Below are 24,260 nucleotides of genomic sequence, written 5' to 3'. Positions count from 1 at the left end.
CGGATGCTCCTGCCATGCCCCGATTTTAGCAAAAAGCGTACGTGGTGTCGAGACTATCTCAACTATTTACCAAAGTATTTCGCAGATAGTTACGAATGAAGCTGGTGTTACTCGTGGGACGACCCAGCCATCCGCCCGCCCGATGAACCGACGGGATCGGCGGTTGAAAGACGCCCTGACCTCTCACAGCCGCCTGCTCCCCAACGGCGGAAACGCGGCGCCGAAACCTCGCCGAACCGTGAGTTCGGCCCCTCCCCGGGCGAGAAACAGGGGCCAAACTCACGGCTCGGCGACGAAGACGAACACGAACACGAAGACGAAGACGAAGACGAAGTTTGCGGGGAGGGGAAGCGGGATAAGGGTGCGACCGGGAGAGGGTGCGACCGGGATAAGGGTGCGACCGGGAGAGGGGACCTCAGGGGGACTCGGCCACGTGCACCAGCGCCTGGATCAGGGACTCGGCGCTGGGCGCGTCGGCCACCACGTCGACCCGCAGGCCGATCGCGGCCGCATCCTTCGCCGTGCGCGGTCCGATGCACGCCACCACGGTGGTCTCCGGAATCGGGCCGAACTGGTCCTTGACCTGCTGGGCGACGCTCCCCGAGGTGACGAGCAGGGCCTGCACGTTGCCGGCCGCGACATCGGCGACGACACGCTGATCCACCGGCACCCCGATGGTGCGGTACGCGACGACCGACGAGACGTCGTGGCCGATGCGGCGCAGACCCTCGGTCAGCAACGGCTTGGCGATCTCCGACCGCAGGGTCAGGATGCGCAGCGGCACCTGGCCTGAGGTGGCCGCCTCCCACTCCTCGAGCAGTCCCCGGGCCGAGTTGTCCTCGGAGGGGACGAGGTCCACCCGGTAGCCTGCGGCCATCAAAGCGGCGGCCGTGGTCTCGCCGACCGCGGCGATGCGCGTGCCGGAGGCGACGACGGCGCGATGAGAGGTGAGCACGTCGACCGTGGTGGCGCTGGTGACGGTCATCCAGTCGAAGTCGCCGGCGGCGAGACGGGCCAGGGCCTCGTCGAGCGCGGGGGCGTCGTCGGTCGCGGCGAAGTTGATCATCGGCGCGACGATCGGCTGCGCCCCCCTGGCCCGCAGGTCGGCGGCGACGTGGTCTCCCCAGGGGCCGCCGCGGGGCACGAGCACGCGCCAGCCGGTCAGCGGCTTGTCGGCCGGTTCGATCTTCCGGTAGCGCGCGGTCATCACGAGGTCACCTCAATCGGGGCGAACCCGGCAGCGCCGCCCGCGAGCAGGTCTCGAGCCACCCGGTCGGAGACATCCTCGGCCGCCTCGGTCAGGTGCACAAGGGAGTGCGACTCGGGTGTGGCGGCGTGAGAGCTCACGACGCTGCGGGTGCCGTCCGGGCTGTAGACCGTGGCGGTGAGGAACAGGAGCCCGTCGTCGATGGCTGCCATCGTGCCGATCGGCGCGGCGCAGCCGGCCTCGAGCCGGGCCAGAACGAGCCGCTCGGCGGTGGTCGTGGCCTGCGTGGTGGCGTGGTTGAGGGTGGCCAGCGCCGAGGCGAGGGCCCGGTCGATCTTCCCCTCGCGCACCTCGATCGCGAGCGCGCCCTGGCCGGGAGCGGTGGGCCACTCCGAGAGTTCCAGGTACTCCCCGTCGACGGATTCGAGGAGGGCCAGCCGGCTGAGGCCGGCTGCAGCCAGGATGACGGCGTCCAGGTCACCCTCGGCGACCCGGCCCAGTCGGGTGTCGACGTTGCCGCGGATGTCGACGATGTCGAGGTCGGGGCGCCGCGCTAGCAGCTGGGCCACCCGCCGCGGGGAGCCGGTGCCCACGCGCGCGCCCTGGGGCAGCGTGTCGAAGGTCAGCACGCCGCGGGCGACCAGCACGTCGCGGGCATCCGCGCGCTTCGGGGTGGCGCCGATGCGGAGGCCGGGATAGGCGGCGGTCGGCAGGTCCTTCAAAGAGTGCACGACCACGTCGCAGTCACCGGCCAACAGGGACTCGCGCAGGGCGCTGGCGAAGACGCCGGTTCCGCCCAGGCTCGACAGGGGTTCCCGGGAGGTGTCGCCGTGCGTCGTGATCGGAACGATCTCCACCTCGGCGCCGGCCGCGGTCGCGATGCGATTCGCGATCGCCGTGGTCTGGGCCAGGGCAAGGGCGCTGCCGCGCGTGCCGACGCGAATCAGGCTCACGGAGCCATCCCGGCGACGGCGGGCTTGAAGCCCAGGCGGACGTTCTCGCAGCAGCCGGGGCGACACACGTCGTACCAGGGCCCGAGGTCGGTCTGATGCGGCCGATCGGCGTCGGGGGTGTCGTTCAGGCGCTCCTCGACCAGGTCGATCAGCCCGCTGACGAAGGCCGGGTCGACGCCGGGCGTCGGCACGCGCACGGAGACCAGGCCGAGTTCCCCGGCCGTCTCGGTGGCCTCGTTGTCGAGGTCCCACATGACCTCCATGTGGTCGCTGACGAAGCCGAGCGGCACGATCACGACGGCACGGATGCCCCGGGCCGGCAGCAGAGTGATGGCGTCATTGATGTCGGGCTCGAGCCACGGCATGCTGGGCGGGCCGCTGCGGGACTGGAAGACCAGCTGCCACGGGATGTCCAGGCCGGCCATGACCTTCTGGGCCACGGCCAGGTGCTGCGCGGCGTACGCGCCGCCCTCGCCGAAACCGCGCTCGGCCGGGCCGCTCTTGTTGGCGTCGGTCATCGGGATCGAGTGGGTGGAGAACAGGATCTCCACCTCGGTCGCCGGGTCGATGCCGGGAACCTGGGCCTCGACATCCGCAAGCCCCTTCTGAAGGGCGGTCACGAACGGGGTCACGAAGCCGGGGTGGTCGAAGAACTGGCGCACCTTGTCGATCTGCACCACGCCCTCGAGGCCGGTTGCGGTCAGTGCCGCCGCGAAGTCCTCGCGGTACTGGCGGCAGCCGGAGTAGGAGCTGTACGCGCTGGTGGCGATGGCGAGCAGGCGCTTCTGGCCGTTCTCGTTGGCCTCGGCGATCGTATCGCGCAGGTAGGGCGCCCAGTTGCGGTTGCCCCAGAGCACGGGCAGGTCGATGCCACGGCGGTCGAGCTCGGCCTGGAGCGCGGCGCGGAGCACGCGGTTCTGGTCGTTGATCGGGCTGACCCCGCCGAAGTGGCGGTAGTGCTTGGCGACCTCTTCGAGGCGCTCCTCGGGGATGCCGCGCCCGCCGGTGACGTTGCGCAGGAACGGGATCACGTCGTCCTGGCCCTCTGGGCCGCCGAAACCGGCGAGCAGGATGGCGTCGTAAGTTGTCATTACTGCAAAACCTCCACGAGTTCGGCCGTCGTGATGCGGCGGCCGGTGTAGAACGGGACCTCTTCGCGCACGTGACGGCGAGCCTCGGTGGCCCGCAGCTCGCGCATCAGGTCGACGAGTTCGGTGAGTTCGTCGCTTTCGATCGGAAGCAGCCATTCGTAGTCGCCGAGGGCGAAGGACGAGACCGTGTTCGCGATCGCGCCGCGGAAGGCCGCGCCCTTGCGGCCGTGGTCGGCCAGCATCTTGCTGCGCTCGGCCTCGGGCAGCAGGTACCACGCGTAGCTGCGCACGAACGGGTAGACGGTGAGCCAGCCCTTGGGCTCGACTCCGCGCAGGAAACCGGGCACATGGCTCTTGTTGAACTCGGCGTCGCGGTGCACGCCCATGGCGTTCCAGGTCGGCAGCAGGCTCTTGAGCAGGCGGCTGCGGCGCAGCTGGCGATGGGCCCACTGCAGGGTCTCGGCGTCCGGGGCGTGGGTCCAGATCATCACGTCGGCGTCGGCCCGGAGTCCGGAGACGTCGTAGAAGCCTCGCACGGTGACGCCCTCGGCCTCGACCAGGTCCACGACGTCGTCGAGCTCGAGCACAGCGTGGGGAACGTCATGGCCGTCGAGGTCGTCCGGGTTCGCGGGGTCCTTGCGCAGCACCGCGAACAGAGTGAACCCCTGCGGCGACGCCTCGGGAGGGTCGATCGGAGGGTGGGTCTCGGCAGAGGTGGTGGAGTGAGGTGGGTTTACTGCCTCTCCGGCAGCCGGGTGAGTCATGGGTACTAGTCTCTACTTCTTTGGTCCGAGAGCCAAAAGACGGCCGCGGCTCCACGCCGGTTCGCGACGGTTCAGCCGCGGTTCAGCGGCGGCGGACGGCGTTCGCCCCGAGCCAGACCGATCCGCCCAGGACCGCGGCGGCGACCGCGGCGAGGCCGGCCAGCGCCAGGGGGTTCTCGTCCCGCATCCGCCGCAGGCGAAGCACGGCCCGGCGCGACTTGTACCGGAACTGCTTGGGGAGGTTGAGCTTGTACTCGATCGCGTCGAGGGTGCGCGCGAGTTCGGCGCGGGCGTCCGACGCCTGGCCGCGCAACTCGGCCTTCGACCGGGGCGCGGACTTTGCCGGCTCGACCGGCACGACGATGGTCTTCGACTCGGCGCCTGTCTTCGGCGCGATGCTCGTCGTCAGTTCGGTGCTCGTCTTCGGTGCAGCGCTCATCTTCGGTTCAGTGCTCATAGTCGCCAACTCCCTTGAAAACGTCTACGTCGCGACGGATGCTCGCCGTCAGGCCGTTCGGATCCGTCGCGGTTCCGGCCTTCACCCGGTTGCGCCCGAGCAGCGCCAGAAGGAAGGCGATCAGCAGCATGGCCAGGGCAACCAGCAGCCCCGCCAGCCACAGCGGCAGGACCAGGGCGAGCGCGATCACGGCGACCGCGACCAGCACGCCGGTGGCGAAGAACGCCAGCACGCCGGCCACGACGAACAGTGCGACGCCGAAGCCGACGTTCTTCGCCTTGTCGGCCATCTCGGCCTTGAACGCCTGGAGCTCCGCCTGCACGAGGGCGCCGATCTGACCGGGCAGTTCGCCGAGCAGAGAGGACAACGAACGGCGGATCTTCGGGTTGAGGCCGTTGCCGTTCAATCCATTGATTTTGACTCCACTGTTGCTCACAGTTCCCCCTTCATTCGAAATGTCGCGGCGGCTACGTCGTGGCTCAGGCGGAGGGAGCCGAGTCGAACGGCTCAGCGGGTGAGGTCGTCGGACCGGTCGTCGTCACGGTGACGCGGCGAACCGTGGGGACATCCGTGGTTCCGGTCGTTCGGCCGGCCTTGTCCTGCCCGGCCTTGTCCTGCCCGGTCTTGGCCTGAACCGTGGCGACCAGCTTGCGGCCCCCTTCGAGGAGCGCCGAGGGCACATCCCCGACACGCTCGAGGGCGAAGTCGCGGGCCTCGTTCACCCGGCGCTGCACGGGCGGACGGCTCCACAGGTCCTGTGCCGCCGCAACGATCTGGTCGTAGCGCTTGCGCCCGGCGCGCGCGCCGAGAACGTAGCCGACAAGTCCGCCGGTGACGAACAGAAGCTTTCCCCGCATGTGTGACTCCATTCCTCAAGGTGCACGTATCTGATCAGAGTATCCCCCATCCGGGATGAGACGTATCTCCGACGGCGCCGATCTGAAACCGGGTGCCGATTCTCAGGCTGGTCGGGCCGAACCCTAGAGGCCGAGGGCCGCGTGCCGGGTGCGGGAGGCCGCGGCCAGGGCATCCGGGATCACCGAGGCGAGGCCGGTTCCGGCCAGCCAGGCACCGGTCAGTTCGAGCCCGGGGGTCGCGGCCAGCAGTTCGCGCACCTGGGTCACCCGGGCGGGGGCGCCCACGGTTGCCGGTGACAGGGCGTCGCCCCAGACGGTGCGGGCGAAGCCCTGCACGGCCCCGGCGTCGAGGTCGACACCCAGGATCGTGCGGGCGTCCCGGAGGGCGAGGGCGAGCAGTTCCTGGTCGGACAGGGCGGCGGTGGGGCTGTCCTGGCCGGCCCGGCCGTAGGACAGACGGATGACGTGGCGCCCCGGACCGGCGGCCGCGGCCACCCATTCCCACTTGGCGGTCACGTGGGTGAGCGCCTTGGCGGTCACCCCGGGCGTGCCGGAGGCGACGAGCGCGCCGGTGCCGCGCGGATTCGCGTCGAGCTCCGGTGCGTCGATCACGATCGTGGCGAGCTCGATCGCCGTGGGGCTCGGCCAGGCGAGTTCGGCGAGCGCCGCATGGGCCGGGCTGAGGGAGGCGACGAGGCCGAGCGCCTGTGCGCCCGGGGTCGCGATGATGACGAAGCGGGCGTCGAGGGGCTCCGGGCCCGCGGCATCCGCGGCGGGCGTGGCGGCATCCCCCGGCGTCGCGGCGGTTGCCGGCGTCGAAGCCGTTGCCGTCATTGCGGCAGCCGGGCGGCGGGTGACCGTCCAGGTCGGTTCCTCGTCGCTGCCGGCGCGGCGGAGCGCGGTGACAGGCGCATCCGTCTCGATCTGCACGCCGAAGTGCTCGAGATCGGCGACCAGCGCCCCGACCAGGCTGGACATGCCGCCGTGGAGGCCGGCCACGGCGGAACCGGCCGGCGCGGCCGAACGCAACGACAGGACGGCGCCGGAGAGGGAACCCGTCACGGTCAGCGCTGAGTTGAGCCCGGGGGCGACGACGTCGACCTCGAGGTCGTCGGCCGACGACGAGTACACGCCCGTGGTGACCGGTTCGACGAGCCGGTCGAGCACCCGGCGTCCCATCCGCTTGCGCACGAGTTCGCCCAGGCTGTGTTCGCGGCCGATCGTCAGAACCGGCATCAGCCGGTCGAGGTAGGCGCGCAGGGCGCCGCTCCAGCCGATCACCCGCCGCACGTCATCGGCCAGGGGCGAACCGGGGATGCCGAGTACGCCCGCCTTGGGCAGGGGAACGCTGAGGGAACCGCCGGGCGTGCGGTCGTCGGGCAGGTGGAGCCAGGCCCCGGCGGGATTCGGGGCCACGATCCGGTCGGTCAGCCCGAGGCCGTCCACGAACTCGGCGACGGCGTTGCGTCGCACGGCGAAACTCTCGGCGCCGCTGTCGAGGCGGAGGCCGGCCACCTCGTGGCTGCCGACCGCACCGCCGAGCGCGGCGGTGGCCTCGAGGACGGTTACGCTGAGCCCGATTCGCGCACAGGCGCGGGCGGCCACGAGACCGGCCACCCCGCCGCCGATGACGATGACGTCTTTCATGCGCCGGCGGTGACCTCGTGTACGAAGGCCACCAGGCGGGTGAGAACGTTCGGGTCGGTCAGGGGCGGCACGCCGTGGCCCAGGTTCAGCACGTGCGACGGCGCCGTGCGGCCGCGCTCGAGCACGTCGAGAACGTGCGCCTCGAGCACCGGCCACGGGGCGGCGAGCATCGCGGGATCCACGTTGCCCTGCACGGGGACCAGGCCGCCGAGTCGGCGGTTGGCCTCGTCGAGAGGAACCCGGTAGTCGACGCCGACGACGTCGGCGCCGACGCCGTGCATCTCCTTGAGCAGTTCGCCGGTGCCGACGCCGAAGTGCACGACCGGGACGTTGCGGCGCACGGAGGCCGCGGCATCCGTGTCGGTGGTGTCGGCGGCGCCTGTGCCGGCGGCCCCTGCGGCCGAGCCCTCGCCGTAGGTGAGGTCACGCACGTGGGCGATCGCCGCGGCCGACGCCGGGGCGACGTACCGGGTGTAGTCGTCCAGGGAGAGCGCGCCCGCCCAGGAATCGAACAGCTGCGCGGCGCTGGCGCCGGCCAGGACCTGGGCGCGCAGGAAGCGCCCGGTGACCTCCGCCGTCCAGGCCATCAGGGCCGCCCAGGCGTCGGGGTCGGCGTGCATGAGCGTGCGGGCGTGGATGTGGTCCTTGGACGGTCCGCCCTCGACGAGGTAGGCCGCCAGGGTGAACGGGGCGCCGGCGAAACCGATCAGCGGCGTCGACCCCAGCTCGGCCACGGTGCGGGCGACGGCCTGGCCGATGGGCGCGAGGGTCTGCTCGAGCACGGCCGGATCGAGGGCGGTGAGCTCCGCGACATCCTTGGCGGTGCGCACGGCCTGGCCGAGCACCGGGCCCATGCCGGCGACGATCTCCACGTCGACGCCGACCAGCTTGAGCGGGATGACGATGTCGCTGAACAGGATGCCGGCGTCGACGTTGTGACGGCGCACGGGCTGCAGCGTGATCTCACTCGCCATCTCCGGGTCGAGGCAGGCGTCGAGCATGCGGGTGCCGACCCGCAGCGACCGGTATTCGGGCAGCGATCGACCGGCCTGCCGCATGAACCAGACCGGCGTCACGTCCGGTCGGGTGCCCTGGTAGGCGCGGATGAGGCGGGAATCGGTGGTGAGTCCGGTGGCCAGAGGGTGTTGCGCGTCGAGGTTCATTGCCTTGATTCTGTCAAACTTCCAAGCCGCGGGCGATTCCGCCCCCTCCGGGGCGTCGTAGACTCGGTGAGTGTTGATCTGCCTGTCCGCCAGCCACAAGAACTCCAGCTTCGAGGTGCTGGAGAGATTGTCCGTCGGCTCAGGCGACACGGCCGAAGACATCCTGGAGCGGCATCCCGCCCTGGTCGGAGCCGTCATCGTCGCCACCTGCAACCGTTTCGAGGCCTACCTCGACCTCGACGAACCGGCGGGGGCATCCCCCCTGACGGCCATTCACGCCGCTATCGACGGGGTCAGCGCAAGCACGGGCGTCACCGCCGAGGTCCTCCGGGGCACCCTGGACCTCGTGCACGGCAGCAGCGTCGCCGAGCACCTCTTCGCCGTCACCAGCGGGCTCGAATCCGTCGTCGTCGGCGAGGGCGAGATCGCCGGCCAGGTGCGACGCTCGCTTGAGCAGGCCCGCCTCGGCGGCACCACGAGCCCCGAACTGGAGCGCCTCTTCCAGCGCGCCTCCCAGACCTCCCGCGGTGTCAAGAACCGCACCGGGATCGGCGCCGCCGGCCGTTCGCTGGTGCGCCTCGCGCTCGAACTGGCCGAGAGCCGCGTCACGGACTGGGGCCAGACCCGCGTTCTCCTCGTCGGCACCGGCCGGTACGCCGGCGCCTCCCTCGCCGCCCTGCGCGACCTCGGCGCCGAGGACGTGCGGGTGTACTCCCCGTCGGGCCGCGCCCGCAAATTCGCCTCCTCGCACCAGATCACCGCCGTCGCCGAGGCGGACTTCGCGGCGGAATCGGCCCTGGCCGACCTCATCCTCACCTGCACGACCGCCGACGACCACGTGGTCAACGCGGCGCTTCTCCGCGCCGGCCTGGCCGTCACGGCGCAGACCCCGGTCGGAGGCGCCCTGCCGCACCTTCCTTCCTGCCCGACGGATGCCGCGGCCGAGGCCCCGCGCCGGCTCATCATCGACCTGGGGCTGCCGCGCAACGTCGACCCCGACGTCACCGAACTGGCGGGGGTGGAACTCCTCGACCTCGAGACCATCCGCATCCACGCGCCGTTGGAAGAGCTCAATGCCACCAGCGACGCCCGCCTGATCGTGGGCCGCGCGGCGCGCAAATTCTCCGCGGTCGCCGAAGAACAGAGCCTGGCCCCGGCCGTCGTCGCGTTACGCAGCCACGTCTTCGACATCCTCGACGGCGAGATCCTGCGGGCCCGCGGCCGGGGCGACTCCAGCGAGCAGACCGAGGCTGCCCTGCGCCACCTCGCCGGCGTGCTGCTGCACACCCCGATGGTGCGGTCCCGCGAACTGGCCCGCGCCGGCGAGCAGGCCGCGTACCTGACCGGGCTCGGCGCCCTGTTCGGCATCGAGGTTCAGCTTCCAGCCGCCGGTTCGTCGGCCACGGTGGCCGATATCGGCCCCGCGGCATCCTGACCCCGTCTTCGTCCGGGCATCCGTCTCCCGCCGCCTCTTGCGGCTAATTCAGGAGAAACGCCGAGCCGGGCCGCCGGCGTCCCGCCGTTCCGGGCCTGCCCGGGCTCCCGTCCGGGTTTCCTCCTGAGTTAGCCCCACCGGCCGGGTTTCCTCCTGAGTTAGCCCCACCGGTCACCCCGCTCTTCCGAGTCAGCCCCGCAGACCACCCCGCCTCGCTACCCGGTCACCGGCAACTCTCCGGGTCGCCCAGGTGCCCAGCACGTGCATAACTCCTGCAATTCGTCGCGCGGGGCGGCCGGCGCCCCGGAAACACGCGGGAGCGCGGCCGGGCCGTGTCGAATTGCAGGAGTTATGCGCACAAACCGGCGGCGACGCCGACAGACCCCGGCGACGGGGCGCCGACGACGGCCGAATGCCGGCTAGGCGCCGCGGAGGCGCACGGCGAGGTAGGCGTCGAGCGCGTCGAGCGGCACGCGCTCCTGCGCCATGGTGTCGCGGTCGCGCACGGTGACGGCCTGGTCCTCGAGCGAGTCGAAGTCGACCGTGACGCAATACGGGGTGCCGATCTCGTCCTGGCGGCGGTAGCGCCGGCCGATCGCGCCGGCGTCGTCGAAGTCGACGTTCCACGACTCGCGCAGCCGCGCCGCGAGGGATTTCGCCATCGGCGACAGCGCCTCGTTGCGGGACAGGGGCAGCACGGCGACCTTGATCGGCGCGAGGCGCGGGTCGAGCTTCAGCACGGTGCGCTTGTCGACGCCGCCCTTCGCGTTGGGCACTTCCTCCTCGTGGTACGCGTCCACGAGGAACGCCATCAGCGAGCGGGTGAGGCCGGCAGCGGGCTCGATCACGTACGGGACCCAGCGCTCGTTCTTCGTCTGGTCGAAGTAGGAGAGGTCCTTTCCGGATGCCGCGGCGTGCGTCTTCAGGTCGAAGTCGGTGCGGTTCGCGACGCCTTCGAGCTCGCCGAATTCACTGCCGCTGAAGCCGAAGCGGTATTCGATGTCCACGGTGCGCTTGGAGTAGTGGGAGAGCTTCTCGGCCGGGTGTTCGAACAGGCGCAGGTTGTCGATGTTGATGCCGAGGCCGGTGTACCAGGCCATCCGCTGGTCGATCCAGTACTGGTGCCACGTCTCATCCGTGCCCGGCTCGACGAAGAATTCCATCTCCATCTGCTCGAACTCGCGGGTGCGGAAGATGAAGTTTCCCGGGGTGATCTCGTTGCGGAAGCTCTTGCCGATCTGGCCGATGCCGAACGGCGGCTTCATGCGCGCCGCCTGCAGCACGTTGGCGAAGTTCACGAAGATGCCCTGCGCGGTCTCGGGGCGCAGGTAGTGCATGCCGGCCTCGTCGTCGACCGGGCCGAGGTAGGTCTTGAGCAGGCCGGAGAAGGCGCGCGGCTCGGTCCAGATGTGGCGGTTGCCGCAGTTCGGGCAGGGAATGCCGTCGATGCCGCCCTCGGGCGGGCGGCCCTTCTTCTCCTCGAATTCCTCCTCGAGGTGGTCGGCCCGGAACCGCTTGTGGCAGCTCGTGCACTCGACCAGCGGGTCGCTGAAGACCTCGACGTGACCGGATGCCTCCCACACCTTGCGCGGCAGGATCACCGAGGAATCGAGGCCCACCACGTCGTTGCGGCTGGTGACCATGAAGCGCCACCACTGCTTCTTGATGTTCTCCTTGAGCTCCACCCCGAGCGGCCCGTAGTCCCAGGCGGACCGGGATCCGCCGTAGATTTCACCGGCCTGGAAGACGAACCCGCGGTGGCGGGCGAGGGCGATGACGGAATCGAGGCGGGTGGGGGCGGCCACGGTGGCTCCAATGGTCGAAGGTGGAAAAGGTGGAAAGAGCGGGAAATCGCGGAGGATCAGGCACAAGCCGACCGGCGCTCACCCTATTTTAGGCGTGCGTCCGGATTCCGCCGTTCGGCTGTTAGCCTAGCTAAGGAATTCCGCAGTCCTTGCGGGGCCTCAAGGGAGAGATCATGGGCACCAAGCCCCGCACGCCACACGATTCAACCGAGGGGGTGGACGCACTGGACCGGGATCCGGCGCTGTTGCCCGTAGCCCTCGACCAGACCACGCACGACGCCGAAGAGGCGCACTGGACTCCGGCCAAGATCGCGCTCTGGGGCGGGATCTCACTGCTCGGCGGCCTGAGCTGGGTGATGCTCGCCGTGGTTCGCGGGGAAACCGTCAACGCCATCTGGTTCGTCTTCGCCGCCGTCTGCACCTACCTCATCGGGTACCGCTTTTACTCCAACTACATCCAGAAGCACCTGACCCGGCCCGATGACCGGCGCGCGACTCCGGCCGAATACAAGGCCGACGGCAAGGACTACGCCGCGACTGACCGCCGAGTCCTCTTCGGCCACCACTTCGCCGCGATCGCCGGCGCCGGACCGCTCGTCGGTCCCGTCCTGGCCGCCCAGATGGGCTACCTGCCGGGCACGATCTGGATCATCGTCGGCGTCGTCCTCGCCGGTGCGGTTCAGGACTACCTGGTGCTGTTCTTCTCGATGCGCCGCGGCGGACGTTCCCTGGGCCAGATGGCACGGGACGAGCTCGGCAAGGTCGGCGGCACGGCCGCCCTGATCGCGACCCTCGCGATCATGGTCATCATCGTGGCCATCCTCGCCCTCGTCGTCGTCAACGCCCTCGCGGCCAGCCCGTGGGGCGTCTTCTCGGTCTCGATGACCATCCCGATCGCCCTGTTCATGGGCGTCTACCTGCGCTTCTTCCGCCCGGGCCGCGTCAGCGAGATCTCGATCATCGGATTCATCCTGCTACTGGCCGCCATCGTCGGCGGCGGCATGATCGCGGACACCGAGTGGGGCGCATCCTTCTTCCACGTCGACCCGCTGCCCCTCGCGATCGGCATCATCATCTACGGCTTCGTGGCCGCCATCCTCCCGGTCTGGCTGCTGCTTGCTCCCCGGGACTACCTCTCCACCTTCATGAAGATCGGCACGATCGGGATGCTCGCCCTCGCGATCATCATCGTTCGCCCGGAGATCGCGGCACCGGCCACCAGCGAGTTCGTCAACGGCGGCGGCCCCGTGGTGAGCGGCTCGCTCTTCCCGTTCCTCTTCGTCACCATCGCCTGTGGCGCCCTCTCCGGCTTCCACGCCCTGATCGCCTCCGGCACCACGCCGAAGCTGATCGAGAAGGAGCGCCAGACGCGCTTCATCGGCTACGGCGGCATGTTGATGGAATCGTTCGTTGCCATCATGGCGCTCGTCGCCGCCCTGTCGATCGACCGCGGGATCTACTTCGCCATGAACTCCTCCGCTGCCCTCACCGGCGGCACCGTCGAAGGCGCCGTCGCATTCGTGAACGGCCTGGGCCTGACCGGCGTCAACCTGACCCCGGACATGCTCACCGAGACGGCGAAGAACGTCGGCGAGTCCACCATCGTCTCCCGCTCCGGCGGCGCCCCGACTCTGTCGGTCGGACTGGCCAACATCATGCACCAGGTCATCGGCGGCCAGGGGATGATGGCGTTCTGGTACCACTTCGCCATCATGTTCGAGGCCCTGTTCATCCTGACCGCCGTCGATGCCGGCACCCGCGTGGCCCGCTTCATGCTGCAGGACAGCCTGGGCAACTTCTTCCCGAAGTTCAAGAACACGTCCTGGCGTGCAGGCGCCTGGCTGACGACCGGCATCATGGTCGCCGCCTGGGGTGCCGTGCTCATCATGGGAGTCACCGACCCGCTCGGCGGCATCAACACACTGTTCCCGCTGTTCGGCATCGCGAACCAGCTGCTCGCAGCGATCGCGCTGGCCGTCTGCCTGGCGATCGTGGCCAAGCGCGGGCTGTTCAAGTACCTGTGGATCGTGGCCCTGCCGTTGACCTTCGCCGCCGTCGTGACCATTTACGCGTCGTTCCTGAAGATCTTCTCGACCGTTCCCGCCGTGGGCTACTTCGCCCAGAACCGCGCCTTCTCCAAGGCGCTCGATGACGGGCTCACGACCTTCGGCACGGCGAAGACCGTCGAGGCGATGGAAGCCGTCGTGCGCAACACGATGGTTCAGGGCATCCTCTCGATCCTGTTCGTGGTGCTGGCCATCATCGTGATGATCACCGCCGTGCAGGCCACATGGAAGTCCTACAAGACCCGCGACTTCGGCACCAATGAAGATGACGCGGTGCCGTCGCAGATGTTCGCCCCGTCGGGCTTCGGCGCGACCCCGGCCGAGAAGGCCCTGTCGTCGCTCTGGGACGCGCAGACCGCGCAGGCCAAGGTTGCCAAGGTCGGCACCCCGGAGAGGACGACCCGCCGATGAATCTCCTCGCCACGGTTCGCACCGGCGCCAGGAACGTCGCCTGGTTCGTGAAAGGGGTCATGGGTGAAGACGCCTGGGACAAGTACAAGGCCCACCACGAGTCGCTTCATGCCACGGATGCCGCAGCCTGCGACTCCCCGCGGATGATGACGGAACGCGAATTCTGGCGGGACCAGACCGACCGGCAGGACATCAACCCGCAGGGTCGCTGCTGCTGAGCACCTACTTGTGACCACCTGCTGCTGACACCTGCTGTCGACCGGCCCGCTGCCCCGCGAAGGATCCCTTCGCGGGGCAGCGCTGTGTCAGCGTCTCGCTGGGCAGCGTCGCGGCAGGTCAGTGCACGTATTCCAGCAGGTCGAGGCCGACGGCGCGCATGCCGTCCAGCACGGCGAGGCGGGAAGACAGGCGGGTGTCGGCGAAGGACATCGACACCGCGTAGGTCACGCCCGCGCGGGGGCCACGCAGGATGCCGACCTCGCTGCGGACGCCGACATCCGTGCCGGTCTTGTTGACCAGCAGCAGGCCGTGGTCTTTTTCCCGGTGGGCGAGCGGGTCGAAGCCGAAGGCGCTGGCCACCATGGACAGGTCGGCGCCCAGCGACAGCCAGCCGATCACGCGTTCACTCGCCTCGGCGTCGACGACCTCGCCCCGGGCGAGCGCCGTGAACAGCCAGGTCAGCTCCTTGGCACTGGCGACCGACAGCTGGGGCGCGTCGTCGGGACCGCGGCGATCGCGCACGAGATCGAGCAGGGCCGTTCGGCCGAGGCCGAGCTGTTCGGTGCGGGCGCGAACGGCGTCCAGCCCGACCGCACGGATGAGCACGTTCGTGGCCAGGTTGTCGTTGGCCGCGCCGATCAGGGCCGCCAGGTCGGCGACGGGCAGCGACGGCGCCTGGAGGTGCTGCCAGAGGCCGGATCCGCCGGCCGAGTCGGCGACGGTGCGATCGAGGATCGTGTACGCGCCGAAGTCGGCGTCCCGGAGCCGGGCCGCCACCTCGATCAGGAGGAGCACGGTGCCGATGCCCGCTGTGGGCATGACGACGTGGTCGTCGACGGAGAAGAGCACCCGGCCGGTGACCAGGTCTGTGGCCCGGGCCGAGACCTGCACCCCGTCGACGGCGAGCTCCCCAAGCGCCTGGAATCCGCGGCCGAAGTTCCCCGCGGACTCCGTGCCGCCGTGCCGCCCGCGGCGCGCGGACGAGTGACGAGACCGTCGCTCTGAGTCCTGGGCGGTCACCAGATCGTGACGCGCTTTTCCGGGGCCAGCCACAACTCGTCTTCCGGCGTGACGTCGAAGGCCGTGTAGAACGCTTCGATGTTGCGCACGATCTGGTTGCAGCGGAATTCATTGGGCGAGTGCGGATCGATCGACAGGAGGCGGATGGCCTCCTCGTCGCGCATCTTCAGCTGCCAGGCCTGCGCCCAGGAGAGGAAGAACCGCTGCGCGCCGGTGAACCCGTCGATCACGGGCGGCTCCTGGCCGTCCAGTGAGAGGAGATAGGCCTTCCAGGCGATCGATAGTCCGCCGAGGTCGCCGCTGTTCTCGCCGACGGTGAGCGCACCGTTGACGTGGTGGTCGGGCACCTGCCGGGGCGCGAGCTCGTTGAACTGCTCGATCAGGGAGCTGGTGCGCTGCTCGAAGGCGATGCGGTCATCCTCGGTCCACCAGTCGATGAGGAGCCCGGTGCCGTCGTACTTCGAGCCCTGGTCGTCGAAGCCGTGGCCGATCTCGTGGCCGATCACGGCGCCGATGGCACCGTAGTTGGCCGCGGCGTCGCGCGCGTCGTCGAAGAAGGGGGGCTGCAGGATCGCGGCCGGGAAGACGATCTCATTGAACCCCGGGTTGTAGTACGCGTTGATGGTCTGCGGGGTCATGAACCACTCGTCCCGGTCGAGCGGGTTGCCGATCTTGCCGAGTTCCCGCTGGAACTCGAACTCGTTCGTGGCGTGAACGTTGGCGAGCAGGTCGTCGGCGGAGACGGGCAGGCTCGAATAGTCCCGCCACTTGACCGGGTAGCCGATCTTCGGAGTGAACAGCTCCAGCTTCTCGAGGGCCCGGGTGCGGGTCTCCTCGGTCATCCAGTCGAGCTGGATGATGCTCTGCCGGTACGCCTCGACCAGGTTGGCGACGAGAACGTCCATGCTCGCCTTGGCGCTGGGCTTGAAGTGACGCTCCACGTAGATGCGGCCGACCGCCTCGCCGAGTGCTCCCTCGACCAGGGAGACGCCGCGCTTCCACCGGTCCCGCAGCTGCGGGGTACCGGTCAGGGTGCGGCCGTAGAAGTCGAAACTGGCCTCGACGAAGTCGCTGGAGAGGAAAGCGGCGCTCGAACGGATGACCTGCCACCGCAGCCAGTCCTGCCAGGCCTCGATCCGGTCTTCGGTCAGCATCTCGGCGAGCCCGGTCACGAAGCTGGGCTGGCGCACGACGACCTCGTCGAAGGCGTTGGCGGGGGCGTCGAGCCCCTCCAGCCAGAGCTGCAGGTCGGCGCCGGCAGCGAGAGCGGTCACCTGGCCCCAGGTCTTGAGGTTGTAGGTCTTCTCGCTGTCGCGGCAACGAACCTTGTCCCAGTGGTGGGTGGCGAGTTCTGTTTCGAGGGCGAAGACGCGTTCGGCCCGGCCGGCGGCGTCCGCGAGGCCGGCGAGGCCCAGCATCCGGGCCAGGAACGCCTGATAGGCCTCGCGGATGGCGGCGGACTTCTCATCGCGGTAGTAGGACTCGTCCGGCAGGCCGAGCCCGGCCTGCTCGACGAAGACCAGGTACCGCTCGGGGTCGCCGGGGTCGTTGTCCACGTGCAGCTGGAAGGCGCCGGACACGCCGGCGCGCTCGAAGCGGCCGAGGGTGCCGAGCAGCGCGTGGATGGAGGTGATGCCGTCAATGGTGGCGAGGTCGGCCGCGAGGGGGGTCGCGCCGAGCCGCTCGACGCGCTCCTCATCCATGAAGCTCGCGTAGAGGTCGCCGAGCTTGCGCTCCTCGGTGCCGGGCACCGCGGACTGGGCGTCCAGGATGATCACCCTGACGGCCTTCTCCGACTCCTCGGCGAGCAGGTAGAAGGACCCCCAGCGGGCCTTGTCGGCCGGGATCTCGGCGCGGGCGATCCACTTGCCGTTCACATGGCGGAAGAGGTCGTCCTGCGGCCGGAGGGCGGGGTCGAGTTCGTCGATGTCGATTCCGGACGCGGTCACCAGGTCAGTCATGCCTCCCACCCTATGCGCTCTCGCCTGATGGTCGCGGGGTTCGGGCTCACAGGGCCAGGTCGCGCCGACGCACGCCGATGACCGCCGCGGCGCCGAGGCACAGCGCGATGCCCACCATCCACCAGCCCTCGCTCCAGTCGGCTCCGGTTCCGACGACGACCGGCGTGTGGCTGAACGGCGAGAGGGCCTGCAGCCAGTCCGGCAGGTCGAGGAGGTCGCCGAACTGGCCGATCAGCACGGCGACCAGCAGCAGGGCCCAGCCGATCCCGATGCTGGCGCGCGGCAGGTACGCGAAGAACAGGGCCCCGGCGAGCAGGATGAGCAGGGCCGCCGGAACCTGGGCGAGCCCGGACTCGGCGACGCTCCGAATCCGGTCGCCCGCCTGGGCAGCCGTCGTCTGGGCCAGCCCGAGGACGGCGCCGACGACCGCCGTCGCGAGCACCAGCGTCAGGGCCAGGCCGCCGAGGAGGATGTAGTCGAGCAGCCAGCGCACGCGGTTCAACGGCGCGGAGAGCAGCAGTTCCGCCGAACCGTCGGCCTCTTCCTGGCGCATCCGGATCATCGCCTGCATCGCGGCCGCCGCCGCAAGAATGCCGATCAGGCCGAACAGGGCCGCGGTGAACACGTCGATGATCGATCCGCGGTCGCCTCCCGCCATCCCGGCGAGGATCCCCTCGAACGCGGCGTTCCCCCGCACCAGGTCGACGACCGTCTCGCCGAGGGTGCCGGCCACCACGCCGAGGAACAGACCGGCGATCGACCAGCCGAGGATCGCCGGATACTGCAGTCGCCAGGCCAGGCCGAACGAGCCCCGCAGGGTGCGCCGGGCATGCTCGCGCCCGGGTCGTTCCGCGATCAGGCTGGAGTCCAGGTCACGCACCGCCTGCAGCACCAGGGCGACGCCGAGGAGCAGCGCCGCGAACGCCAGGTCGAGCAGCAGGGGCGTGGGGTTGTTGGTCGTGTACGCCTGGGTCTGCTGGCCCCAGCCGATGGGCGAGAGCCGGCTCGGCCACGCGCTGGTGATGCGGAGGCCGTCGGCGGAGGGCGCGCCCCCGGCATCCCCCGCGGCGCGCAGCACGTAGGCGACGCCGATCAGCGCCGACGCGAGCCCGTTCGCGCCCCGGGAGGTGCGCATGATCTGGGCGCAGACCAGGCCGACGCCGAGGAAGACGACGGAAGTGCCGGCCACGGCCAGCCCGAAAAGGGTCGAACCGGCCGCCTCGAACCCGGCTGCCAGCAGGCCCAGGGCCACCGCGGCGCCGGCCGCGAGGGCCGTCCCGACGCCGTGCACCATCGTGGCGACCAGCGGGATCAGCCGGCCGGCCGGCGTCGCACCGACCAGTTCGGCCCGCCCGGACGCCTCCTCGGCGCGCGAGTGCCGCACGGCGAGGAAGGCGCTCATGAAGGCGGCCATCAGGGCGATAGTGGCGAAGGTCAGGAAGAAGACGAGCGCATCCACCGCGGCGCCCTGGGGCGCGCCGCGGAACATCAGGATGGTGGGGGTGAGCACGGCGATGCGCACGAGGGCCTCGCGCTCGGCCAGGGCGCCGAAGTTGCCCGCCACCGCGACGCCGCTGAAGAAGGCCAGGGCGCCGAATGAGGCGATCCAGACGGGCACCTGCAACCGGTCGCGGCGGAGCCGCAGCAGAGGCCCGAGAGTGCTCATCGGGACGCTCCGGCGGCCGGCCGACCCGGTATCTCGTCGCGGTAGTGGCGCAGAAAGAGGTCTTCGAGCGACGGCGGAGCGATCGTCAGGCCCTGCACCCGCAGCTGCGCGAGCACCGGCAGCACCTCGGGCAGGGCGTCGTTGTCGGCGGTAAAGGCCACCTGCCCGTTCGAGCTGACCAGATCGCGGGCAGCCGGGATGCGCTGGGCCAGCCGGCCAGGTCGGCATCCGTCAGACCCGTGCTCGCGAAGGCGATCTCGGTGCCGGTGAGGTGGCGGAGGTCGGCCAGCGTGCCGGTCTCGACGGTCTTGCCGGCCCGGATTATGCTCACCCGGTCGCAGAGGTGTTCCACCTCGGAGAGGATGTGGCTCGAGAGCAGTTCGGTGGCGCCGTCGGATACCGCGGCCCGGATCTCACGGCGGAAGACGGCCTCCATCAGCGGGTCGAGGCCGGAGGTCGGCTCGTCCAGGATGTACAGGTCGGCCGCCGTCGCGAGGGCGGCGACGAACGCGACCTTCTGTCGGTTGCCCTTCGAATAGGCACGTCCCTTCTTCGTCGGGTCGAGTTCGAAGACCTCGAGGAGGTGCCGGCGACGGTCCCGGTTCGCGGCGGGGTCAGCGCCGCGGAGTCGTCCGAGCAGGTCGATCGCCTCGCCGCCGGAGAGATTGGGCCACAGGCTCACGTCGCCCGGGACGTAGGCGATGCGGCGGTGGAGGGCCACGGCATCCGTCCAGGGGTTGCCGCCGAACACCGTCGCGGTGCCGCCGCTCGCGCGGTAGAGGCCGAGCAGCACGCGAATCGTGGTGGACTTGCCGGCCCCGTTCGGCCCCAGGAAGCCGTGCACCTCGCCGGCCGGGACCGACAGGTCGAGGCCGTCGAGGGCCCGCACCCGGCCGAATCGCTTCTGCAGATCTCGGGTCTCGATGACGGCGCTCATGCTGCCCAAGCTGCGCCCCACGGCGCCCGGAACCGACTCCCCCACCGCCCCTTGTTCCCATTCCGGTCGAGAGTGCCCGCAATGCCGGCCACTCTCGACCGGAACGGGCACACTTGGCCCGGCGCGCGGCACCCTCACGACCGGGCCCGCGGCGCCCCGGCGGGCGAGAGGCCGGGCGCTCCCGAACGGCTGAACTAGAGTCGTGAGCATCACCGTCACCATGCTCCGCCCGCAGCCCATCGACCGCGAGATCCTGCGCCTCGCCCTCCCCGCCGTCGGCGCGCTCATCGCCGAACCGCTGTTCCTGCTCGCGGACTCCGCCATGGTCGGCCACCTCGGCACCGTGCCGCTGGCCGGCCTCGGCCTCGCCAGTGCGGTGCTGCAGACGATCATCGGGCTGATGGTGTTCCTGGCCTACAGCACCACGCCCGCCGTGGCCCGCTGGCTGGGAGCCGGTGACCGGCGCCGGGCCGTCGCCGTCGGCATCGACGGGCTCTGGCTGGCCCTCGGCCTCGGCGTGGTGCTCGCGATTGTCGGCTGGTTCGCCACTCCCCTCCTCGTCGGCGCCTTCGGGGCGGATGCCGCGGTCACCGCCGCGGCCGCGAGCTACCTGGGCATCTCGATGTTCGGCCTGCCGGCCATGCTGCTCGTCTTCGCGGCGACCGGGCTGCTCCGGGGGCTGCAGGACACGCGCACCCCGCTGTGGGTGGCCGGGATCGGGTTCTCGGCCAACATCCTGCTGAATGCGCTGTTCATCTACGGGCTGGGCCTCGGCATCGTCGGTTCGGCCCTCGGCACGGTCGTCGCCCAGTGGGCGATGGTGGCCGTCTACCTGGCCGTCGTCGGCCGCCATGCCCGCCGGGAGGGCGCGCCCCTGCGCCCGCACCGGGCCGGGATGCTGCGCGGCGCGACGTCCGGCGGCTGGCTGTTCCTGCGCACGGTCAGCCTGCGGGCAGCCATGCTCCTCGCGGTCTACGTCGCCACGAGCCTCGGGTCCCCCGAACTGGCGGCCTTCCAGATCGCCATGACACTCTTCGCCACCCTCGCCTTCGCCCTCGACGCCCTCGCGATCGCGGCCCAGGCGCTCGTCGGCCAGGGCCTCGGCGCTGGCAACCTGGCCGGCGTACGCGCGGTGCTGCGGCGCTGCCTCGAGTGGGGAGTGCTCAGCGGAGCCGCCCTCGGCCTTCTCGTGGTCGCCGCGAGCGGGGTGCTCGGCCGGCTGTTCACGACCGCGACCGAGGTCAGCGGCCTGCTGCCGGCGACGCTGATCGTGCTCGGGCTCTCGGTTCCGCTCGGCGGCGTGGTCTTCGTGCTCGACGGGGTGCTGATCGGCGCGGGCGACGCGCGCTACCTGGCCCTGACCGGCGTGGTCAACCTGGCCGCCTTCGCACCGCTGGCCGTCGCGGTCATGCTCTGGGCGCCCTCCGGGGCCGCGGGCCTGGCCTGGCTGATGTCGGCCTTCGCGTTCGGGTACCTCGGCGCCCGCGCGGTGACCCTGGGGCTGCGCGCCCGGGCCTCCCGGTGGATGGTCGTCGGCGCACGCTGACGCGGCCGGGGCCGCTTGCCCAGCCCGACGAGCTCAATTAGGGCGCGCCGGGTTGAAACGGGCGCGACGGGGTCGAGAATGGTGGTTGTGCCGGCGCGGTCTCACGACCTGACCATCGGCGGACACGAAGCGTGTGCAAAGGACACTGATGACTGCAATTGAGGTTCCGGAGATTCCCGAGAGCGTTCCCCGGCCGCTCCTCCCCGGGGGGCCGCCGAGCCCCCTGGCTCGCTGGTTGATGCAGAACCAGGTGCAGCCGGTGGGGCCGGAGGCCGCGGAGAGCACCGAGTCGACGCACTCCTGGTGGAAGGTGATGTGCCTGACCGGCGTCGACTATTTCTCGACCCTGTCATACCTGCCGGGCATCGCCGTTCTGGCGGCGGGGGCCCTGTCGCCGCTGGCCACCCTCCTGATCGTGGCCCTGACCCTGCTCGGCATGCTGCCGATGTACCGCCGGGTGGCCAAGGAGAGCCCGCACGGGCAGGGCTCGGTGGCGATGCTGGAGCGCCTCCTCCCGTTCTGGCGGGGCAAGGTCTTCGTTCTGGTGCTGCTCGGCTTCGTCGCCACGAGCTGGATCATCACCATCACCCTCTCCTCCGCGGATGCCACGGTGCACCTGCTGGAGAATCCCTACGCGCCGGCCTTCCTCGAGGGGCAGGCCGTGCCGATCACGGTGACGCTGCTCCTGGTGCTCGGCGGGGTGTTCCTGCTGGGCTTCCGCGAGGCCGTCGCGGTCGCCGTGCCCCTGGTCGTGATCTTCCTGCTCCTCAACGGGATCGTGATCGCCGTCGGCCTGTACGGCATCGTCACCGACCCGGGCACGCTCACGGCGTGGACCGACGCCGTGACCTCGGGCGGCCTGGGCTTCGGCAACATCCTCGGCCCGGCGATCATCGCCTTCCCGCTCCTTGTCCTGGGCCTCTCCGGCTTCGAAACCGGCGTCAGCATGATGCCGCTGGTCGCCGCGAGCGGTCAGACCACCCAGGAACGGCTCGCGTCGCGCATCCGCAACACCCGCAAACTACTGACCGCCGCGGCCGTCATCATGAGCGTCTACCTGCTGGCCAGCAGCCTGGTCACGACGGTCCTGATCCCCGCCGACGCGTTCCAGCCGGGAGGCGATGCCAACGGTCGCGCGCTGGCCTACCTGGCGCACGAACTCGTCGGGAACGGGTTCGGCACGGTCTACGACGTGAGCAGCATCCTGATCCTGTGGTTCGCCGGCGCATCGGCGATGGCGGGCCTGATCAACATCGTGCCCCGCTACCTCCCGGCCTACGGGATGGCCCCCGAGTGGAGCCGCGCCGTTCGACCGGTCGTGCTGGTCTACACGGCCGTCAGCGTGCTGATCACGATCGGGTTCAACGCCGACGTCAACGCCCAGGCCGGAGCGTACGCCACCGGGATCCTGGCGATGATGGTGTCCGGGGCCGTGGCGGTCACCATCTCGGCGGTGACCCACAAGCAACGGAGGGCCGGCATCGCCTTCGGCATCCTGACCCTGGTTCTGGTCTACGCGCTCGTCGACAACATCATCGAGAAACCCGACGGGATCACCATCTCGATCTTCTTCATCCTCGGAATCGTCACCGTGTCCCTGATCTCCCGGGTGTCGCGCACGACGGAGCTGCGGGTGGAACGGGTCGAGTTCGATGAGGCCGCCCGTCGCTTCGTGCGGGACTCGATCGTCTTCGACGGGGCTCTCAACCTGATCGCGAACAAACGGGCCACCGGGGACCGGGCGGAGTACGCCGACAAGGAACGGGAACAGCGAGGCATGAACCCCGTTCCCGGCGCGGCCGACCTCCTGTTCCTGGAGATCACCGTGGTCGATCCGTCGAGCTTCAGCGAAACGCTGCGCGTCCGAGGCGTCGAAGTCGACGGGTACCGCATTCTCCGCGCCGAGAGCCCGGCGGCCCCGAACGCCATCGCGGCCATCCTGCTGGCCCTCCGGGATGCGACCGAGGTGCGCCCGCAGGCTTACTTCGAATGGTCAGAGGGTAACCCGATCGGGCACCTCCTGCGTTATCTGTTGCTGGGCCAGGGCGACACCGCCCCCGTGGTGCGCGAGATCCTGCGCAAGAGCGAGACCGATCCGGCGCGCCGGCCGGGCATCCATGTGGGCGGTGGCTGAACCCGACGGCGAACGGATGCGAGGCCGCGCCGATCCGATCCCGTGCCGCCGGAGTGTCCGCTAGCTGAAGGAGTCTCCGCAGGCGCAGCTGCCGCCGGCGTTCGGGTTGTCGATGGTGAAGCCCTGCTTCGCGATGGTGTCCTCGAAGTCGATGGACGCGCCCTCGAGATAGGGCACGCTCATCTTGTCGAGGACGACCTCGACGCCGTCGAAGTCGACGCGCGCGTCACCCTCGAGGATGCGCTCGTCGAAGTAGAGCTGGTAGATCAGGCCGGAACAGCCGCCGGGCTGCACGGCGACGCGCAGTCGCAGGTCGTCGCGCCCCTCCTGACGGAGCAGGCTGCGCACCTTCTGCGCGGCCGCCTCGGTCAGGCCGACTCCGTGCGCGGGGTTGGCGGGAGCAATGGTGTCGGTCATGGGTTCCTCGGACTTTCACGTCGGATGTTCGCGCCCGGCCCGCTCGGTGGAAGCGACGTCGTGGGCACGAGTATTCAGACACTCTAAGGCCCTTCCGTGCGGGGAGGATGTGTCCACCGTGCCCTCGGGGACCGGCCTGGGCATCCGCTCCTCCGGGGCTGCTGCGAAACCCCGCCGGCCTCTAGCCAGATGAAAACCAAGAGCCTAGGGTGGGGTGTTCAACGATTTTTTATGCGCGCTGTCCAGATGACCGCGATGCAGCACGGCGTGATCCTTGAACGTGTAAAGGCGCGCAAAGTAGCCGTCCTCACAACCCGTTCCCGCGGTTCTCCTGATCGAGACCCGCCGGGGATGACCGGACTAATATCCGGGTTGTCGTGGATGGAAGAAGAGGTAAACATGGCTGATGTCCTGCTTGACCGCCCCGAACTTGCGGGGCTCGGTACGTACGAGTTTGGTTGGTCCGATTCCGATGCGGCGGGCGCGTCCGCCAGGCGCGGGGTT

At 70.1% G+C, this 24,260-nt stretch carries 20 protein-coding genes and 1 pseudogene; 6 read left to right on the top strand and 15 right to left on the bottom strand.

Going from position 1 to position 24,260, the window contains the following annotated elements; genetic code table 11:
• Nucleotides 1–415: 415 nt before the first annotated feature.
• The 9 genes from E3O49_RS16015 to E3O49_RS15975 form a co-directional block, all read right to left on the bottom strand.
• Nucleotides 416–1,207: a uroporphyrinogen-III synthase gene (locus E3O49_RS16015; RefSeq protein ID WP_134365907.1), complete on the bottom strand. Its 792-nt coding sequence runs from the start codon at nucleotides 1,205–1,207 to the stop codon at nucleotides 416–418.
• The gene (hemC, locus tag E3O49_RS16010; RefSeq protein WP_134365906.1) at nucleotides 1,207–2,160 is read right to left on the bottom strand and encodes a hydroxymethylbilane synthase; all 954 of its coding nucleotides are present in this window, start codon (nucleotides 2,158–2,160) and stop codon (nucleotides 1,207–1,209) included. The genes E3O49_RS16015 and hemC overlap by 1 nt, the downstream gene beginning before the upstream one ends.
• Complete coding sequence (locus tag E3O49_RS16005; RefSeq protein WP_134365905.1) at nucleotides 2,157–3,251, bottom strand: ferrochelatase; 1,095 nt, start codon at nucleotides 3,249–3,251, stop codon at nucleotides 2,157–2,159. Before E3O49_RS16005 ends, hemC begins: the two co-directional genes overlap by 4 nt.
• A complete protein-coding gene (gene hemQ / locus E3O49_RS16000; RefSeq protein ID WP_134451889.1) occupies nucleotides 3,251–4,015 on the bottom strand; it encodes a hydrogen peroxide-dependent heme synthase in 765 nt (254 codons plus the stop codon). Before hemQ ends, E3O49_RS16005 begins: the two co-directional genes overlap by 1 nt.
• Nucleotides 4,016–4,097: 82 nt before the next feature.
• Complete coding sequence (locus E3O49_RS17260; RefSeq protein WP_244285315.1) at nucleotides 4,098–4,472, bottom strand: hypothetical protein; 375 nt, start codon at nucleotides 4,470–4,472, stop codon at nucleotides 4,098–4,100.
• Nucleotides 4,462–4,908 (bottom strand): phage holin family protein, encoded by a 447-nt coding sequence (locus E3O49_RS15990; RefSeq protein WP_160141136.1) that lies wholly within the window; start codon nucleotides 4,906–4,908, stop codon nucleotides 4,462–4,464. Before E3O49_RS15990 ends, E3O49_RS17260 begins: the two co-directional genes overlap by 11 nt.
• A gap of 43 nt (nucleotides 4,909–4,951) precedes the next feature.
• Nucleotides 4,952–5,329: a YtxH domain-containing protein gene (locus E3O49_RS15985; RefSeq protein ID WP_134365902.1), complete on the bottom strand. Its 378-nt coding sequence runs from the start codon at nucleotides 5,327–5,329 to the stop codon at nucleotides 4,952–4,954.
• A 123-nt stretch (nucleotides 5,330–5,452) separates the two neighbouring features.
• Nucleotides 5,453–6,976, bottom strand: a complete 1,524-nt coding sequence (hemG, locus tag E3O49_RS15980) for a protoporphyrinogen oxidase (RefSeq protein WP_134366546.1) — start codon at nucleotides 6,974–6,976, stop codon at nucleotides 5,453–5,455.
• Nucleotides 6,973–8,139: a uroporphyrinogen decarboxylase gene (locus E3O49_RS15975; RefSeq protein ID WP_134451887.1), complete on the bottom strand. Its 1,167-nt coding sequence runs from the start codon at nucleotides 8,137–8,139 to the stop codon at nucleotides 6,973–6,975. Before E3O49_RS15975 ends, hemG begins: the two co-directional genes overlap by 4 nt.
• A 70-nt stretch (nucleotides 8,140–8,209) precedes the next feature.
• Here E3O49_RS15975 and E3O49_RS15970 point away from each other — a divergent pair, with 70 nt between their 5' ends.
• The gene (locus tag E3O49_RS15970) at nucleotides 8,210–9,574 is read left to right on the top strand and encodes a glutamyl-tRNA reductase (RefSeq protein ID WP_134366548.1); all 1,365 of its coding nucleotides are present in this window, start codon (nucleotides 8,210–8,212) and stop codon (nucleotides 9,572–9,574) included.
• Nucleotides 9,575–9,993: 419 nt separating this feature from the next.
• On the opposite strand, the gene E3O49_RS15965 is transcribed toward E3O49_RS15970, so the two are convergent.
• On the bottom strand, nucleotides 9,994–11,379 hold the full coding sequence (locus tag E3O49_RS15965; protein WP_134366549.1) for a glycine--tRNA ligase: 1,386 nt from the start codon (nucleotides 11,377–11,379) through the stop codon (nucleotides 9,994–9,996).
• 173 nt (nucleotides 11,380–11,552) lie between these two features.
• Between E3O49_RS15965 and E3O49_RS15960 the strand changes: the two genes are divergently transcribed.
• Together E3O49_RS15960 and E3O49_RS15955 are read left to right on the top strand one after the other, a co-directional pair.
• Nucleotides 11,553–13,856, top strand: a complete 2,304-nt coding sequence (locus tag E3O49_RS15960) for a carbon starvation CstA family protein (RefSeq protein ID WP_134366550.1) — start codon at nucleotides 11,553–11,555, stop codon at nucleotides 13,854–13,856.
• Complete coding sequence (locus E3O49_RS15955; RefSeq protein ID WP_134406227.1) at nucleotides 13,853–14,074, top strand: YbdD/YjiX family protein; 222 nt, start codon at nucleotides 13,853–13,855, stop codon at nucleotides 14,072–14,074. The genes E3O49_RS15960 and E3O49_RS15955 overlap by 4 nt, the downstream gene beginning before the upstream one ends.
• A 118-nt stretch (nucleotides 14,075–14,192) precedes the next feature.
• Here the strand turns inward: E3O49_RS15955 and E3O49_RS15950 are convergent, their stop codons facing one another.
• The 4 genes and pseudogenes from E3O49_RS15950 to E3O49_RS15935 all read right to left on the bottom strand — a co-directional run bounded on the left by E3O49_RS15950 (nucleotide 14,193) and on the right by E3O49_RS15935 (nucleotide 19,659).
• A complete protein-coding gene (locus E3O49_RS15950) occupies nucleotides 14,193–15,095 on the bottom strand; it encodes a serine hydrolase (protein ID WP_241975961.1) in 903 nt (300 codons plus the stop codon).
• Nucleotides 15,092–17,056: a M13 family metallopeptidase gene (locus E3O49_RS15945; protein ID WP_134451885.1), complete on the bottom strand. Its 1,965-nt coding sequence runs from the start codon at nucleotides 17,054–17,056 to the stop codon at nucleotides 15,092–15,094. The genes E3O49_RS15950 and E3O49_RS15945 overlap by 4 nt, the downstream gene beginning before the upstream one ends.
• 46 nt (nucleotides 17,057–17,102) lie before the next feature.
• Nucleotides 17,103–18,722, bottom strand: coding sequence for an ABC transporter permease (locus E3O49_RS15940; RefSeq protein ID WP_134366553.1), 1,620 nt, complete (start codon nucleotides 18,720–18,722; stop codon nucleotides 17,103–17,105).
• Nucleotides 18,719–19,659: pseudogene (locus E3O49_RS15935) on the bottom strand (ABC transporter ATP-binding protein). The gene E3O49_RS15940 and the pseudogene E3O49_RS15935 overlap by 4 nt, the downstream one beginning before the upstream one ends.
• Nucleotides 19,660–19,879: 220 nt before the next feature.
• On the opposite strand from E3O49_RS15935, the gene E3O49_RS15930 reads away from it, so the two are divergent.
• Nucleotides 19,880–21,205, top strand: coding sequence for an MATE family efflux transporter (locus tag E3O49_RS15930; protein ID WP_134402890.1), 1,326 nt, complete (start codon nucleotides 19,880–19,882; stop codon nucleotides 21,203–21,205).
• 148 nt (nucleotides 21,206–21,353) lie between these two features.
• Nucleotides 21,354–23,339, top strand: a complete 1,986-nt coding sequence (locus E3O49_RS15925; protein ID WP_134402889.1) for an APC family permease — start codon at nucleotides 21,354–21,356, stop codon at nucleotides 23,337–23,339.
• Between the two features lie 60 nt (nucleotides 23,340–23,399).
• Here the strand turns inward: E3O49_RS15925 and erpA are convergent, their stop codons facing one another.
• Complete coding sequence (erpA, locus tag E3O49_RS15920; protein ID WP_134366555.1) at nucleotides 23,400–23,756, bottom strand: iron-sulfur cluster insertion protein ErpA; 357 nt, start codon at nucleotides 23,754–23,756, stop codon at nucleotides 23,400–23,402.
• A gap of 189 nt (nucleotides 23,757–23,945) precedes the next feature.
• On the opposite strand from erpA, the gene E3O49_RS16895 reads away from it, so the two are divergent.
• Nucleotides 23,946–24,260, top strand: a 315-nt coding sequence (locus E3O49_RS16895; RefSeq protein ID WP_134451884.1) for a hypothetical protein, incomplete at its 3' end; no start/stop codon positions are given.

This window comes from Cryobacterium shii (genome assembly GCF_004402595.1).
Taxonomy (GTDB): Bacteria; Actinomycetota; Actinomycetes; order Actinomycetales; family Microbacteriaceae; genus Cryobacterium; species Cryobacterium shii.
The sequence above is the reverse complement of the archived record's forward strand: the minus strand, read 5'-3'. Positions and strand labels throughout refer to the sequence as shown.

Excerpts from the sequence above, each read along its gene's own strand:
- E3O49_RS16015 (WP_134365907.1), bottom strand. The coding sequence starts at position 1,207 with ATGACCGCGCGCTACCGGAAGATCGAACCGGCCGACAAGCCGCTGACC.
- E3O49_RS16005 (WP_134365905.1), bottom strand. The coding sequence starts at position 3,251 with ATGACAACTTACGACGCCATCCTGCTCGCCGGTTTCGGCGGCCCAGAG.
- hemQ (WP_134451889.1), bottom strand. The coding sequence starts at position 4,015 with ATGACTCACCCGGCTGCCGGAGAGGCAGTAAACCCACCTCACTCCACC.
- E3O49_RS17260 (WP_244285315.1), bottom strand. The coding sequence starts at position 4,472 with ATGAGCACTGAACCGAAGATGAGCGCTGCACCGAAGACGAGCACCGAA.
- E3O49_RS15985 (WP_134365902.1), bottom strand. The coding sequence starts at position 5,329 with ATGCGGGGAAAGCTTCTGTTCGTCACCGGCGGACTTGTCGGCTACGTT.
- hemG (WP_134366546.1), bottom strand. The coding sequence starts at position 6,976 with ATGAAAGACGTCATCGTCATCGGCGGCGGGGTGGCCGGTCTCGTGGCC.
- E3O49_RS15975 (WP_134451887.1), bottom strand. The coding sequence starts at position 8,139 with ATGAACCTCGACGCGCAACACCCTCTGGCCACCGGACTCACCACCGAT.
- E3O49_RS15960 (WP_134366550.1), top strand. The coding sequence starts at position 11,553 with ATGGGCACCAAGCCCCGCACGCCACACGATTCAACCGAGGGGGTGGAC.
- E3O49_RS15955 (WP_134406227.1), top strand. The coding sequence starts at position 13,853 with ATGAATCTCCTCGCCACGGTTCGCACCGGCGCCAGGAACGTCGCCTGG.
- E3O49_RS15945 (WP_134451885.1), bottom strand. The coding sequence starts at position 17,056 with ATGACTGACCTGGTGACCGCGTCCGGAATCGACATCGACGAACTCGAC.
- E3O49_RS15940 (WP_134366553.1), bottom strand. The coding sequence starts at position 18,722 with ATGAGCACTCTCGGGCCTCTGCTGCGGCTCCGCCGCGACCGGTTGCAG.
- E3O49_RS15930 (WP_134402890.1), top strand. The coding sequence starts at position 19,880 with ATGCTCCGCCCGCAGCCCATCGACCGCGAGATCCTGCGCCTCGCCCTC.
- E3O49_RS15925 (WP_134402889.1), top strand. The coding sequence starts at position 21,354 with ATGACTGCAATTGAGGTTCCGGAGATTCCCGAGAGCGTTCCCCGGCCG.
- erpA (WP_134366555.1), bottom strand. The coding sequence starts at position 23,756 with ATGACCGACACCATTGCTCCCGCCAACCCCGCGCACGGAGTCGGCCTG.